Origin of the sequence: Pseudomonas oryzihabitans, assembly GCF_032027545.1 — a bacterium.
GTDB classification, from domain to species: domain Bacteria; phylum Pseudomonadota; class Gammaproteobacteria; order Pseudomonadales; family Pseudomonadaceae; genus Chryseomonas; species Chryseomonas oryzihabitans_F.
This window is the reverse complement of sequence record NZ_JAVSJB010000007.1, coordinates 127,563-141,725: the sequence shown is the minus strand read 5'-3', so window position 1 is coordinate 141,725 and position 14,163 is coordinate 127,563. Positions and strand designations below refer to the sequence as shown.

The 14,163-nt window shown below is 67.3% G+C and carries 14 protein-coding genes; 4 read left to right on the top strand and 10 right to left on the bottom strand.

Features of this window, described 5'->3' with window-relative positions; all coding sequences use genetic code 11:
- Nucleotides 1–27 precede the first annotated feature (27 nt).
- From otnK to RND78_RS14140, 3 genes are read left to right on the top strand one after another with little or no spacing between them, the layout of a single operon-like run.
- Nucleotides 28–1,299, top strand: coding sequence for a 3-oxo-tetronate kinase (gene otnK / locus RND78_RS14150; protein ID WP_312729588.1), 1,272 nt, complete (start codon nt 28–30; stop codon nt 1,297–1,299).
- A gap of 18 nt (nt 1,300–1,317) precedes the next feature.
- On the top strand, nt 1,318–2,214 hold the full coding sequence (locus RND78_RS14145; RefSeq protein ID WP_312729587.1) for a LysR family transcriptional regulator: 897 nt from the start codon (nt 1,318–1,320) through the stop codon (nt 2,212–2,214).
- A gap of 28 nt (nt 2,215–2,242) precedes the next feature.
- Complete coding sequence (locus tag RND78_RS14140; RefSeq protein ID WP_312729585.1) at nt 2,243–3,304, top strand: AbrB family transcriptional regulator; 1,062 nt, start codon at nt 2,243–2,245, stop codon at nt 3,302–3,304.
- A 90-nt stretch (nt 3,305–3,394) separates the two neighbouring features.
- On the opposite strand, the gene RND78_RS14135 is transcribed toward RND78_RS14140, so the two are convergent.
- From RND78_RS14135 to RND78_RS14090, 10 genes are all read right to left on the bottom strand, one after another.
- Nucleotides 3,395–4,129, bottom strand: coding sequence for a transporter substrate-binding domain-containing protein (locus RND78_RS14135; RefSeq protein WP_312729584.1), 735 nt, complete (start codon nt 4,127–4,129; stop codon nt 3,395–3,397).
- An 18-nt stretch (nt 4,130–4,147) separates the two neighbouring features.
- Nucleotides 4,148–5,464, bottom strand: a complete 1,317-nt coding sequence (locus RND78_RS14130; RefSeq protein WP_312729583.1) for an MFS transporter — start codon at nt 5,462–5,464, stop codon at nt 4,148–4,150.
- Between the two features lie 63 nt (nt 5,465–5,527).
- Nucleotides 5,528–6,571 carry a lactonase family protein gene (locus RND78_RS14125; RefSeq protein ID WP_312729582.1) on the bottom strand — a complete coding sequence of 348 codons (1,044 nt, stop codon included), beginning with the start codon at nt 6,569–6,571 and terminating at the stop codon, nt 5,528–5,530.
- A gap of 155 nt (nt 6,572–6,726) precedes the next feature.
- Nucleotides 6,727–6,912: a tautomerase family protein gene (locus RND78_RS14120; RefSeq protein ID WP_059232442.1), complete on the bottom strand. Its 186-nt coding sequence runs from the start codon at nt 6,910–6,912 to the stop codon at nt 6,727–6,729.
- Between the two features lie 14 nt (nt 6,913–6,926).
- The gene (locus RND78_RS14115; RefSeq protein WP_312729580.1) at nt 6,927–7,340 is read right to left on the bottom strand and encodes a cupin domain-containing protein; all 414 of its coding nucleotides are present in this window, start codon (nt 7,338–7,340) and stop codon (nt 6,927–6,929) included.
- Between the two features lie 16 nt (nt 7,341–7,356).
- A complete protein-coding gene (locus RND78_RS14110) occupies nt 7,357–8,718 on the bottom strand; it encodes an NAD-dependent succinate-semialdehyde dehydrogenase (RefSeq protein WP_312729579.1) in 1,362 nt (453 codons plus the stop codon).
- Between the two features lie 263 nt (nt 8,719–8,981).
- Nucleotides 8,982–9,704, bottom strand: coding sequence for an ABC transporter ATP-binding protein (locus RND78_RS14105; RefSeq protein ID WP_312729577.1), 723 nt, complete (start codon nt 9,702–9,704; stop codon nt 8,982–8,984).
- Nucleotides 9,704–10,510, bottom strand: a complete 807-nt coding sequence (locus RND78_RS14100) for an ABC transporter permease (RefSeq protein ID WP_409457053.1) — start codon at nt 10,508–10,510, stop codon at nt 9,704–9,706. The genes RND78_RS14105 and RND78_RS14100 overlap by 1 nt, the downstream gene beginning before the upstream one ends.
- An 8-nt stretch (nt 10,511–10,518) precedes the next feature.
- Complete coding sequence (locus RND78_RS14095) at nt 10,519–11,517, bottom strand: aliphatic sulfonate ABC transporter substrate-binding protein (RefSeq protein WP_312729576.1); 999 nt, start codon at nt 11,515–11,517, stop codon at nt 10,519–10,521.
- 17 nt (nt 11,518–11,534) lie between these two features.
- Nucleotides 11,535–12,518 (bottom strand): aliphatic sulfonate ABC transporter substrate-binding protein, encoded by a 984-nt coding sequence (locus tag RND78_RS14090; protein WP_312729575.1) that lies wholly within the window; start codon nt 12,516–12,518, stop codon nt 11,535–11,537.
- Between the two features lie 261 nt (nt 12,519–12,779).
- Here RND78_RS14090 and RND78_RS14085 point away from each other — a divergent pair, with 261 nt between their 5' ends.
- Nucleotides 12,780–14,147 carry an LLM class flavin-dependent oxidoreductase gene (locus tag RND78_RS14085; RefSeq protein WP_312729573.1) on the top strand — a complete coding sequence of 456 codons (1,368 nt, stop codon included), beginning with the start codon at nt 12,780–12,782 and terminating at the stop codon, nt 14,145–14,147.
- The last annotated feature ends 16 nt before the right edge of the window (nt 14,148–14,163 follow it).

The following is a 14,163-nucleotide window of genomic DNA, read 5'->3' as shown; positions in this document are numbered from 1 at the left end:
TCCATGACAAGAACAAGGAAAATCACCATGGCCACGCCGCTCCTGGGCTGCATTGCCGACGACTTCACCGGCGGTACCGATCTCGCCAGCACCCTGGTGGCCCAGGGCATGCGCACCGTTCAGGTACTGGATGTGCCGGACCGTCCGCTCCCCAGCGACGCCGATGCCGTGGTGATAGCCCTCAAGACCCGCACCCTGCCCGCCGCCGAAGCGATTGCCCAATCCCTGGCAGCCCTGGCCTATCTGCGCGCGCTGGGATGTCGGCAATTCTTCTTCAAGTACTGCTCCACCTTCGACTCCACCGCGGCCGGCAACATCGGACCGGTGGCAGACGCCCTGGCCGATGCCCTGGGCGCCAAATTGAGCATCGCCTGCCCCGCCTTCCCCGAGAACGGCCGCACCCTCTATCTCGGCCAGCTGTTCGTGGGTGACCAGCCCCTGGCCGAGTCGGGCATGCGCCACCATCCGCTGACGCCCATGACCGACAGCAACCTGATGCGGGTGCTGCAAGCCCAGACGCCCCACCCCGTGGGCCTGGTACGCCTGCCCCAGGTGCGCCAGGGCAGCGCCGCGCTCTCCACGGCCCTGGCCGACCTCCAGGCGCAGGGCGTCCGTCATGCCATCGTCGACGCCATCGACAATGCCGACCTTCACGCCATAGGCGCCGCAGTGGCGGATCATCCGCTGGTCACCGGCGGCTCCGGCGTGGCGCTGGGACTGCCGGCCAACTTCCGCCGTCGCGGCCTGCTGGCTGCCCATGCCGAAGCGGCAGCGCTGCCCGCTATGCCGGGTCACGCTGCCGTGCTATCGGGCAGCTGTTCGACCGCTACCCGCGGGCAGGTTGCCGTCTGGCTAGCGCACCGACCGGGCTTTCGCCTCGATCCGCTGGCCCTGGCCGCTGGCGAGGACCAGGTCGGCGCCGCCCTGGCCTGGGCCGAGCAGCGCCTGGCGCAGGAACCGGTCCTCATCTACGGCAGCGCCGATCCCGAAGAGGTACGCAAGGCCCAGGCGCAGCTGGGCGTCGAGCGAGCCGGCCAGTTGGTCGAAGACGCCCTGGCGCGCATCGCCCAAGGCCTACGTGAGCGCGGCGTGACACGCCTGGTGGTGGCCGGGGGCGAAACCTCCGGCGCGGTGGTCAAGGCGCTGGCGATCTCTAGCCTGCGTATCGGCGCCTCCATCGCCCCTGGCGTACCCTGGACGCTGGGCAGCGACGCCCGGGGAAACATCGCCCTGGCGCTCAAATCCGGCAACTTCGGCACGCCGGACTTCTTCGAACGGGCCCTGGCCGTCGCCCCCTGACCCTTCAGAGGATCGTCCATGAGCGGCTCCCCACCCCGCTACGATCTGGTCAGCCTGAACGTCTTCCGGGTGGTGGCTCAGGAGCGCAACGTCACCCGCGCCGCGCGGCTCTGCCACCTGGCGGTCTCCGCCGTGAGCAAGAGGATCAGCGAGCTGGAAGACCAGGTCGGGGTACCGCTGTTCATCCGTCATGCCCGCGGCATGGGGCTTACCCCGGCCGGCGAGACCATGCTGCACTATGTGGAGCGGGTGCATGACGATCTTCGTCACATGCAGCTGGAACTCAACGAGCACGGCAGCGGCGCCACCGGCCATATCCGCCTGCAAGCCATCACCTCCGCGCTGACCAACCACCTGACTCCGGACCTCGCCAGCTTCATGGGCCTCTATCCGCGGGTCGATTTCGACATAGAGGAGCGGGTGGGCGGCAGCATTGTCCAGGCGGTGGCGGAAGGTCGCGCGGATGTGGGCATCGTTGCGGCCGATACCGCCGCCCTGGACCTGGAGACCTTCGCCTATCGCCGCGAGCGACTGGTAGTGATCGCCGCCGCGGATCACCCCCTGGCCGAGCACAAGCGGGTAAGCTTCGCCGCGACCCTGGACCACGAGTTCATCGGTCCCCACGTGGAAAGCTCGATGAACGTCCTGCTCTCGCGCCAGGCGGCGCTGCTCGAGCGCAGTATCCGTCAGCGCGTGCGCATCAGCAGCTTCGAGGCGATGTGCCGCCTGGCGGCGATTCGCCTGGGCCTGTGCGTGTTGCCCGAATCCATCGTGCGGCCCTATCTCAAGCCGATGAAACTGGTGGCCCTGGAGCTGGACGAAGCCTGGGCCAGTCGCGCCATCGTCGTGGTGGTGCGGCGCTACAGTGCGCTGTCGCCCGTGGCCAAGGCTTTCGTCGGTCATCTACGTTCCTGAACCTGCTACCGGATCCCTGAACAACGCCATGCCGACCTCCCGCTTCGCGCCTCGCCCCTGGTGGCCCACCCCCTTTGTCGGCCTGTTCGGCGGCTGGCTCGCCAGCCTGGTCCACTGGCCGCTGCCCTGGATCACCGGCGCGCTGGTCGCGGTGACCCTGTGCCGCTGCCTGGGCTGGCGCATCAGCGCCATTCCCCACGGCCGCCCGGCCGGGCAATGGCTGATCGCCACGGCCATCGGCCTGCATTTCACTCCGGCGGTACTGACCGAGGTCGTCGGCCACCTGCCATTGATGGCCCTGGCCGCCGTCGCCACCCTGCTGCTGGCGCTGCTCGGCATCATGGCGGTGCAGCGCCTGGGCACGGAACGCAAGACCGCCTTCTTCGCCTTCATGCCGGCGAACTTCGCCGAGATGATCAATCTGGCCGAACGCCATGGCGCCGATGCGCCCAAGGTCGCCGCCGCCCATACCCTGCGCCTGGTGATCATCGTGCTGGTGGTGCCGCCGGCCATGCTCTGGGGCGTGCCAGGTATCGCCCATGCCGCCCACGTGCCGCCCCCGCCGGACTGGCGCTGGCTAGCGCCGCTGCTGGCGGCGGGCCTGGTAGCGGCCCTGGCCTGGAAGCGCCGCGGCTGGCCCAATCCCTGGATGTTCGGCCCCCTGGCGCTGTGTTGCCTGGTCACCGCCTCCAGCGGTCTGGTTACCAGCCTGCCGCCGACGCTGAGTCACCTGGCCCAGATGCTCATCGGCGTCACCCTGGGGTGTCACTTCGACCGCGCCTTCTTTCGCCGCTCGCCGCGCTTTCTGCTGCTGGCTACGCTCTACACCCTGCTCTGCCTGGTCGCCACCTTCCTGATCGCCTGGCTGCTGGCCAAGGTGTTCGCCCTGCCCTTCACCACCCTGGGCCTGGGCATGACCCCAGGCAGCACCACCGAGATGTACCTGACGGCCGAGGCCCTGGGGCTGGGCGTGGGCACCGTCACTGCCATGCAGATCCTGCGGCTGGTGGTGGTGATGGCGGTGGCCGAGCCGCTGTATCGACGCTGGTTTGCACGCCCGGTAGAGCCGGTGGTCAGGGAACCGCACTAGCGCCGGCGGCGACAGCGCAACGCTGCCAGCCGCGTGGCGAACGCCGAGGACCGGGCTGCGACCTCTGCCCGCAGCCTGGTCCAGATGCTGTCAGCCGCCCAGTGCCGGTCCCACCCGGGCCTCGGACTGACCGCTGGTGGCCAGCTCGCGGGCGACGAAGCCATTGCGGATCTGCTCGTCAAGAAAACCACGGACGAAGGCCGCGCCGGCGCTGCGCCCCCTGGGGACGGCCATGGCCTGGCGAATTTCGGTGAAGCTGTCGGCCAGCACGCGGTAGCCGGCGTGATCCCGGGCATAGGCTTCCAGCGGTTGGCGAACGCCGGCAGCCGCGTCCAGGCGCTGGTCGACGAACCAGTCCACCGCTGCCGCCGAGGTCGGCGCCCGCACCAGCTCGGCCTGGGTCAGGGTGCGGCTCAGATAGAGATCGTAGGCGGCGCCCTGCCCCACGGCGATACGGCGGCCGGCACGGTCCAGCTCGGCCACGCTCTGGGCCGGGTCGGCGTCCCGCAGCAGATAGGTGCCCTCGATGATGACGTAGGGGTGGCTGAAGTCGATCTGCGCCGCCCGCACCGGTTCGATGGCCAGAAAGGCCAAGTCCCAGGCGTCGCCTTCGAGGGCGGCGAAGACCTTGCCGGCGGCGTCGTAGGTGCTGAACTGCACGGGTACGCCCAGGCGCTCGGCCAGGGCATGGGCCAGGGCCGCGGACACCCCGGCCGGCTGCCCCTCGGCACCGCGCTGCGCCAGCACCGGATTACCGTAGTTGATCGCCGTCCGGAGCGCGCCCTTGGGGGCGAGGTCCGCGAGTACCGCTGAGCTGGGGGTCATGGGAAAACTCCTTGGAGGTCAGGTGGTAGCCGCGGCGGCGCGGGTGTCGTCGTCACCACGGTCGAGGCGGATCAGCAGGGTCATGATGAAGGCGATCGCCAGCAGCGCACTGAGAAACAGCAGACCCGCCGAGGCGCTCTGGGTATTGCCCTTCACCATGCCGATCATGAAGGGGCCGACAAAGCCGCCCAGGTTGCCAATGGAATTGATCACGGCGATGGATACTGCGGCCGTGGAGCGGCTGAGAAACAGCGTTGGCAACGCCCAGAACGGCGACTTGAAGCTGTACAGACCGGCCAGCGCCAGGCTGATCAGGCCGATCGCCAGGTAAGGCTCGCGCACCAGTCCGGCCCCCACCAGCGCCGCCGCCGCGACCGCCAGCGGCAAGGCCGAATGCAGCCGCCGTTCGCTGAGACGATCCGAACGCCGCGACCAGGCGATCATCACCAGGGTGGCGACGATATAGGGGATGGTGGCGATCAGGCCGATCTGGGTGTGACTCAGCGTGGACGAGAAGCCCTTGATGATCTGCGGCATCCAGTAGCCTACACCCAGGCTGCCGCACTGGTAGACGAAGTAGATGAAGGCCAGGTAGAGCACCTTGGGATTGCTCATGGCCTTGAGCGCGCCGAAATGCTTGACGTTCTTGCGCGCCTGGCGATCACGCTCCAGCTCGGCGAGCAGCCAGACCTTTTCTTCATCTGCCAGCCAGCGCGCCTGTTCGGGCCGATCGGTGAGGTAGAGGTAGCACATGACACCCAGGAACACCGCCGGGATGCCTTCGAGGAACAGCATCCAGCGCCAGCCACTCCAGCCCAGCCAGTGGACGTTGTCCATGATCCAGGTCGAGAGCGGCGCGCCGATGATGTAGGACACCGGAATCGCCGCGGTGAAAAGGGCCACCGTGGTGGCCAGTTCGCGGGAACGGAACCAGTAGGTCAGGTAGACGATGATCCCGGGAAAGAAACCCGCTTCGGCCACCCCCAGCAGAAAGCGCAGGACATAGAGGTGCATGGCGGTCTGGGCAAAGGCCGTGGCCGCGGCGATCACACCCCAGGTGACCAGGATGCGCGCGATCCACACCCGTGCGCCAAAGCGCTCGAGCATGACATTGCTCGGCACCTCGAACAGGAAGTAGCCGATAAAGAAGATGCCCGAAACGAAGCCGAAGACCTCGCTCGACAGAGCCAGCTCGGCGTTCATCTGCAACGCCGCATAGCCGATGTTGGCCCGATCCAGATAGGAAACGATGTAGAGCAGGAAGACGAAGGGGATGATGCGCCAGGCCACCTTGCGGATGATGGCCTGCTCCCGGGTGACGGGGGTAGTGTTCATGATGGCCTCACAGGGCCGCGACGAGGCGGCCGATCTTGTTGTTGTAGGATGTGGCGACGATCTTCAGCGGCTGAAGACCAGGCACACTGGGCTGCCGCAGCGCACCGCCGTGCCCGTGGGTTCGAGGATTCCGCGGGTCTCGTCGACCAGGAAGGAGACGATGCTGTCGCTGTCTTCGTTGAGGGCGAACAGCTGGCGGCCATCGGGTGCGAGGGCGAAGGCGCGTGGCGTGCGGCCCCCGCTCGACAGGCTGCCGATCGGCGTCGGCAGCCCGCTCTGGGAATCCAGCGTGAAGACCATCAGACTGTCGTGGCCGCGATTGGAGGTGTAGAGCAGGCGGCCGCTCCGATCCAGTTCGATGGCCGCCGCCCGGCTGTTGCCAGTGAAGTCGGCCGGCAGCGTCGAATGGATGGTCAGGGGTTCGAGGACACCGGAGCTAGCATCGAAGGCATAGCTGGTAAGGGTCGAATCGAGTTCGTTGACCACATAGGCGCGCAGCAGGCGCGGATGGCATACCAGATGCCGCGGCCCCGCCCCTTCGCGGGTCGCCACCTCGGCCACCGGCACCAGGCGTCCGTCGCGAAAGGCGAAGCTGAAGATCCGGTCCAGCCCCTTGTCCGGCACCAGCACGAAGCGGCCACTTGGGTCGAAGGGATTGCAGTGCGGCTTGGCATGGGGCTGTTCCTGGCGGTGCGGCCCGGGCTCGCCCTGCAGCTCCAGCAGCTGGACCAGCGGCGCCAGCCGGCCATCTTCCGCTACGGGCAGGACGGCGAGACTGCGACCGAGATGATTGCTCACCACCAGGTGGCGATCGTCCGGCGCCAGCGCCAGATGAACCGGATTGCAACCGCCGCTGGCCTGCTGGTTGAGCAGGGTCAGGCAGCCGCTCGAGCGGTCGACGGCGAAGGCGCTGACCGCCTGCTCGTCGCCATGCACCGTATAGAGACGGTCCCCCGCCCGATTCAGGGTCAGGTAGGATGGATTGATCAGGTCACCGACCACCTGGACGAGTTCCAGCGCGCCTGCGGGAGTAACGCGGTAAACGCTGATCCCCTCCCCGCGGGCCTGACGGGCACGGGTGGTTCGGCTGCCGACATAGGCGTACATAGGACTCTCCTGGCACCGACTGGAAAGGTCCGACGTCCGCGCCATGGCGACCGTCAGACCCGCTTGCGCCACCTTAGGCAACCCGCTGCCCAGCGAAAATTGACCTTTGGCCAACGCAGCGTTCGCGCCTGGCGAACTCTTGCGACGTGCCTGTTTCAGCGTTCGCTGTAAGGCACACCGCCGCGCGCCTTGTCTTCCGGCTCGGCCTCGACGATCTGCACCACAACCCTGTCGGCGGGTACACCGAAACTGTCTACGACGGCTTCGGTGATGCGTTTCATCAGTAGCTTCTTCTGTTCCGCACTACGGCCCTTAACTGCATGGACGATGATTTCCGGCATGAGAGACTCCTTGGCTAGCTGCGATGTTCGGCGGCGATCGGGCGCATTTCGCCCGTCTCCACCAGGGTACGGGTGGCGTCGGCCGAGCCGTAGATCCAGAGGATCTTCATGGGCTCGGTCGCCGAGGCATTGCGAAAGCGATGGGGCACCCCGGCGGGGATATAGGTGACGTCCTGGGGGGCGATGGTGAATTCCTGGCCGTCGATGTCGAAGATCGCCTGGCCCTCCACCAGCATCACGCTCTCTTCGCAATTGTGGAAATGGAAGGGAATCTGCGCCCCACCCTGGAATTCGGTGTAGCCGTTGATGAAGGTGCGTGCCCCCAGGCCTGCGGTCACCAGCGGCGTGGTAGCGGCGCCACCGCCGCGGTCGTGCTTGGTGATAGCCTCGGGTTTGAGCAGCCAGGCATCGGAATTGGTCTTGATCATGGAAAACTCCTTGAGGTCAGCCTTGCCAGACGGTCTTGACGTTGGTGAATTCGCGAATGCCCCATTCGCCCAGCTCACGGCCATAGCCGGACTGCTTGATGCCGCCGAAGGGCACCCGCGGATCCGAAGCCACCAGGGCATTGATGAACACTGCACCGGCCTCAATGCGTCGGGCGAGATGCTGGGCTTTCGCCAGATCACGCGTCCAGAGGGCAGCGCCGAGCCCGAATTCGCTGGCGTTGGCGACGCGGATCGCCTCCTCCTCGTTCGCGACGCGGATGATCGCGGCCACCGGCCCGAAGGTTTCCTCACGGGCCACAGTCATCTCGGGCGTCACCCGGTCGAGGATGGTGGGTGGGTAGAAGAAGCCAGGTCCCGGCAGCGGCGTACCACCCAGAACTAGACGCGCGCCTTCGGCCAGACTGAGGGTCACCTGGCGCTGCAGATCCTCGCGCAGACTGGCACGGGCCAGCGGACCGATCTGAGTGGTCCGCTCCAGCGGATCGCCCAGCCGCAAGGTAGCGGCAGCGGTCACGAAGGCCTCGGTGAAGGCATCGGCCACCGCCTCGACGACGATGAAGCGCTTGGCGGAAATGCAGCTCTGACCAGCGTTGCCGAAACGCGCTTTGACTGCGGTCTGCGCGGCCAGGGCCACGTCGGCATCGGCCAGCACGATGAAGGGGTCCGAGCCACCCAGTTCCAGTACCTGCTTCTTCATCAGCGTGCCGGCCTGGCTGGCCACCTGCTGGCCGACCGCGGTGGAGCCGGTCAGGGTGACGGCGGCGATGCGCGAATCGGCCAGCACCCCGGCGACCTCCCTGGCCTCGATCAGCAGGGTCGCCACCAGGCCGGTGGGCAGGTCAGCCTCGGCAAACGCCTGTTCCAGCGCCAGGGCGCAGCCCGGCACATTGCTGGCGTGCTTAAGGATGGCACCATTACCGGCGGCAATAGCCGGTGCGGCAAAGCGGACGAATTGCCAGAACGGATAGTTCCAGGGCATCACCGCAAGCACCACACCGAGCGGATCGTAGACCACCCGGCTGTCGGCAGCGGCGCTGGCCATCGGGGTGTCGGCAAGAAAGCCGGACGCCTGCTCGGCGTAGAACTCGCAGGTCAGCGCGGATTTTTCGATCTCCGCTTCGGCTTCCACAAGCGGCTTGCCCATCTCGCTGACGATGAGCCGCGCATAGGTGTCGCGCCCGGCGCGCAGGACGGCGGCCAGGCGCACCAGGGCCGCGCAGCGCTCCGCCAGAGGACGCTCAGCCCAGCACCGCTGCGCAGCAGCGGCCTGGGCCAGACGCGCTTCGACCTGGGCCGGCGTGTGGGTGTAGTAGGTCGCGATGGCGGCCCCGGTGGCGGGGTTGATGACTTCGATCATGAGCAAACTCCATATGTTTTTTATTATATCAAAAGACAATACCAGGCACGGTGATTGGCAGGACGATACCTGCCTCTTCGCTAAAGCGACTTGGCAAAGAGATAAATCAGCTCCATCACATGGTACTTTGAAATAACATTATACCAGGTCGATCGCCAAGACAAGGGCTCTCTGGCTGCCACCAGGCGGGCGTCGAACTGCGCCAGATCGGCAGACCGGTGACAGCCCTGTGGAAGGCGCAGGCCATACCCGTTGCGGTGCGCTCAGAGCGACACCCTGAGCCGCTGCAACTCCTCATAGGCCTCGGCGGCCTGGGCCAGCAAGGCGGGGCTGCGCCTTTCACGCGGATGGGGCGCCGCCGCGGCGAAGCGGCGCTGCACGCGGGAGGGCGCGCCGCCCAGGACCAGGATGCGGTCGCCCAGGTAGAAGGCCTCGTCCAGATCGTGGGTCACCAGCAACATGCCGATGTGGTACCGCGCCACCAGGCGCAGCACCAGATCCTGCAACTGCCAGCGGGTGAAGGCATCCACTGCACTGAAGGGCTCGTCGAGCAACAGCAACCGTGGGCGACCATAGAGCCCGCGGGCGATGGCGACGCGCTGGGCCATGCCGCCGGAGAGCTGCTTGGGCAGCAGCGCGCCCTGCCCCTCCAGCCCGACATCGCGCAGCAGTTGCTCGATCCAGGCCCGATCGGCCCGCGCGCCGTCGGCGAAGCCAACGTTGGCGGCAACGTCCAGCCAGGGCATCAGTCGCGGCTCCTGGAACACCACGCCGACGCCGTGGCTTGCCGAGGCCAGGATCCTGTGGCCACCGAAGTCGTCGTCCAGCCCGGCCGCGATGCGCAGCAGGGTACTCTTGCCGCAGCCACTGGCCCCCAGAAGGCTGACCACCTCGCCGGCGGCCAGGGCCAGGTCGACGCCTTCCAGTACCCGGCGCCCGGCGAAGGCCTTGCCGATGCGCTCGAGGCGCAGCAGGGGTTCGCTCATCACTGGCCCCCCTGGTAGGTATCGCGCCAGGCCAGCGCCCGGCGTTCCAGCCGCAGCAGCAGTTCGTCGCTGAGCTTGCCGAGCACCGCCAGCACCAGGATGGCGGCGATGACCACGTCCGGTCGCGAGGTCTCCCGACCGTCGCTGAGCAGATAGCCGAGGCCGGCGGTAGCGGCGATCAATTCGGCCGCCACCAGGAACATCCAACTCATGCTCAGCGCCCCGCGCAGCCCGGTGAACAGACTGGGCAAGGCAGCGGGCAACAGGATGCGGCGGATCAACGCCGGGCGTGACAGGCGATAGAGTCGGCCCACCTCCACCAGGCGGCGATCCACGTCGCGGATACCGCTGACCAGCGCCAAGTACAGCGGAAAGAAGGCGCCCAGGGCGATCAGCACGATCTTGGGTGTTTCGTCGATGCCCAGCCAGAGCAGCAGCAAGGGTACCCAGGCCAGGCTGGGAATGGCTCTTAGCGCCTGGAACAGCGGATCGAGATAGGCCTCCGCGCGGCGCGACAGTCCTACCCAGGCGCCGATCAACAGGGCCAGGCCCGCGCCTAGGGCAAAGCCGCCGGCGACCCGCACCAGGCTGGCTGCCAGGTGCCGCCATAACTCCCCTTCCCCCAGCACCCACAGAGTGCGCAGCACCTCGCTGGGCGGCGGCATCTGGTAGGCCGGCAGCCAGCCGAGGCGGACCACCGTCTCCAACACGGCCACCAGCCCCAGGGGCAGCACGGCGCCGCGCCAACGGCCACCGCCAGCCCGTACCAGCCTGGGGGCCTGGCTGAGCGGAGCGACCTGGGCCAATTCATCGCTCACGGTGTAGCCACCTGAGCCAGCGGTTGCTCGTTCTTGATCACCGCCTGGGCCAACGCGGGCTGGACCAGGGCATCGACTGCCGCCACCGCGTCCACCCCGGGGCGTACCAATCCCTCTTCACCCAGCAGCGGCGCGGCGCCCTTTAGCGCGGCGACGAACTGCGGTCCCGGCAGGGGCTGGCTGAAATCGGTGCGGGCGAGCTGGCGCTGGGCGACCTCCAGTGGCAGGCCGGACGCCTTGGCCAGCAACTCGGCGGTCTCCTGGGGATGGGCCAGGGTCCAGTGGCGGGCGTCTTCGTAGGCGCCCAACACCCCCTTGACCAGCTCCGGCTGGGCTTTGGCGAAGGCCTCGGTGGTGCTCAGTACGCCATAGCTGTTGAAGTCGAGATTGCGATAGAGCAGTCGCGAGCCCGCCTGCAATTCGCTGGCGGCCATGTGCGGATCGAGACCGGCCCAGGCATCCACCTGGCCACGCTCCAGGGCGGCGCGACCGTCCGGGTGCTGGAGATGGACGATTTCCACGTCGCCCTTCGTCAGGCCCGCCTCGCGCAGGCTGCGCAGCAGGAACAGATAGGGATCGGTGCCCTTGGTCGCGGCGATCTTCTTGCCCTTGAGATCGGCCAGCGACTTGAGCGGCGAATCCTTGGGCACCACCAGGGCGGTCCACTCCGGGCGACCGGCGAGATACAGGGTTTCGATCGGGGCACCATTGGCGCGGCTGAGCAGCGCGGCAAGTCCCGCGGTGGAGGCGAAATCCGTACTGCCGCTGTTGAGGTACTCCAGCGAGCGGTTGCTGCCCTGGCTGAACACCCAGCGCACGGCGATGCCGCGGTCGGCCAGGCGCTGCTCCAGTAGCCCCTGCTCCTTGAGCACCAGGCTGGTAGGGGCGTAGTAGGCGTAGTCCAGGCGGATTTCCTGGGGCGCGGCGGCCTGCGCCAGCAGCGTGCTCCCCAACAGGGCGAGGCCCGCGGCCCAGCGTAGCGTGGTCTTGTACATATCGAGCTCCTGGTCGGCTAGCGTTGGGTCACGGTGGGCGTGGGGGTCCAGATGTCCACGGCGCTGGCGTCCACCGCATGAGGCAGCAACTTGGCCGAGTGGAAGGCATCGGCGATACGCTGTTGTTCGCCGAGAGCCGTGCGACTGACCGGCTGCACATCGTAGGTGCGGCGGCTGTTGGCCAGTTCCACGGTGGCCTCGTCCAGGCGCCCCCACTGCGGACCCAGGATGCGCGCCGCCTCGGCGGGGTGTTGCTTCACCCACTGCCCCGTGCGCTGCAACTCGGCGAACACCAGGCCCAGCACCTCGGGATGGGCCTGGGCATAGGGAGTGGCGGCCAGGTAATAGCGCTGGTAGCTGGCCAGGCCTTCGCCGGAGGCGAGGATACGGACGTGCTGCTGGCGCTGGGCGCTGGCGACGAAGGGCTCCCAGGTCACCCAGGCGTCCACCTTGCCGTTCTCCAGGGCGGCTCGACCGTCGGCGGGCGTGAGGTAAGCCGGCTGGATGTCGGCGAAGGTCAGACCGGCCTTCTGCAAGGCGGCGATCAGCAGGTAGTGGCTACCGGCGGCCTTGGTCACGGCGATTCGTTTGCCCTTGAGATCGCTCAGGGACTTCAGCGGCGAGTCCGCCGGGACCAGGATGGCCTGGGCCTGGGGCGAGGGTGTCTCCCGGGCGAAATAGGTGAGCTTGGCGCCCGCCGCCTGGGCGAACACCGGCACGGTATCGGCCACATCGGCGGAGAGATCCACGTTGCCCACGTTGAGGGATTCCAGCAGCGGCAGGCCGCTGGAGAACTCATGCCAGCTCACGGTGATGCCCTTGGCTGCCAGATCCCGTTCCAGGGTGCCCTGCTCCTTGAGCAGCACCAGCAGGGTGGAAGACTTCTGGTAACCGATGCGCAGGGCGGTATCGGCCTGGGCGGCGCAGGCCAGGCCCAGCAGGCTCAGGGCGAGTAGCGCGAGCCCCAGACGCGAGCAGCGTGGAACAGGGATGGCGAGCATGGATTCCTCGAATGGCAGCCAACTGACATTCGGCCACGATAAGGAATATGCAGAGGGCCTCTTAATATCGATTTGGAATTTATTTAGAGGCAGGCAATGCACCTTCGAACGCCTTAAAGTTATTCCGAAAAGCTATTTAAAGCCCTGTATATCTTGAAGCTAACGTATAACCACCGGACCACCGGATCTCTCCTTTCGCCTTGAACCCGAGGATCCCATGGCCGTGCTCCGGACTCTTCTCCCCACGGGGGCGCCCGCCCCATGAGCGCCCCTGCCAAGCAAGTGCTGCTCAACGCCTTCAACATGAACACCGTGGGCCACATCAACCACGGCCTCTGGACTCATCCGCGCGATACCTCTACCGCCTACCGCACCCTCGACTACTGGACCGAATTGGCCCAGCTGCTGGAGCGCGGCCTGTTCGATGGCCTGTTCATCGCCGACATCCTCGGTGTCTACGACGTCTATGGCGGCAACGTCGACCTGACCCTGCGCGAATCCATCCAATTGCCGGTCAACGATCCTTTCCTGCTGGTCTCGGCCATGGCCGCCAGCACCCGCCACCTGGGTTTTGGCCTTACCGCCAACCTCACCTACGAGCCGCCCTACCCCTTCGCCCGCCGCCTCTCCACCCTGGATCACCTGAGCGAAGGCCGGGTCGGCTGGAACATCGTCACCGGCTACCTGGACAGCGCCGCCCGGGCCATGGGCCTGGACCGGCAGATCGCCCATGACCGCCGCTACGATCAGGCCGATGAATACCTGGAAGTGCTCTACAAGCTGCTCGAAGGCAGCTGGGCCGACGATGCCGTGGTCCGTGACCGCGCCCAGCGGATCTATGCCCGTCCCGAGCGCGTGCGCAAGATCGAGCACCATGGCGAATTCTTCGATGTCGAGGGCTACCACCTCTGCGAGCCCTCGCGGCAGCGCACCCCGGTGCTGTTCCAGGCCGGCTCCTCGGATCGCGGCCTGGCCTTCGCCGGGCGTCATGCCGAATGCGTGTTCATCTCCGGGCAGGACCAGGCCGCCACCCGCGCCCAGGTCGAGCGCGTCCGAGGCGCGGCAGTGGCCGCCGGCCGGCGCGCGGATGACGTGAAGTTGTTCATGGGCCTCACGGTGATCGTCGCCCCCACCGCCGCCGAGGCGCGCGACAAGCACGCCGAGTACCTGAGCTATGCCAGCGCCGCGGCCGGCGTGGCCCACCACGCCGCCTCGGTGGGCATCGATCTGGCCGCCTACGGCCTCGACGACCCCATCCGCCCGCAAAAGACCGAGGCCATCGAATCGGCGCTCAAGCGCCTGGTCGCCAAGGACGCCGGCTGGACCCGCCGCAAGTTGCTGGAGCAGCACGCCCTGGGCGGACGCTACACCGCCATCGTCGGCGATCCCCAGCAGGTAGCCGATGCCCTGCTCGGCTGGATCGACGAGACCGGACTGGACGGCTTCAACCTGGCCCGCACCGTCACCCCCGAGTGCTACGCCGACTTCATCGACCTGGTGATCCCGGAGCTGCAGAGCCGGGGTCGCTACAAGACCGCCTACGCCGAGGGCAGCTTCAGACACAAGCTGTTCGGCCGCGGCGACCACCTCGACACCCACCACTTCGGCACCCGTTTCCGCCAGGACTGACCCCTCAAGGACGCCC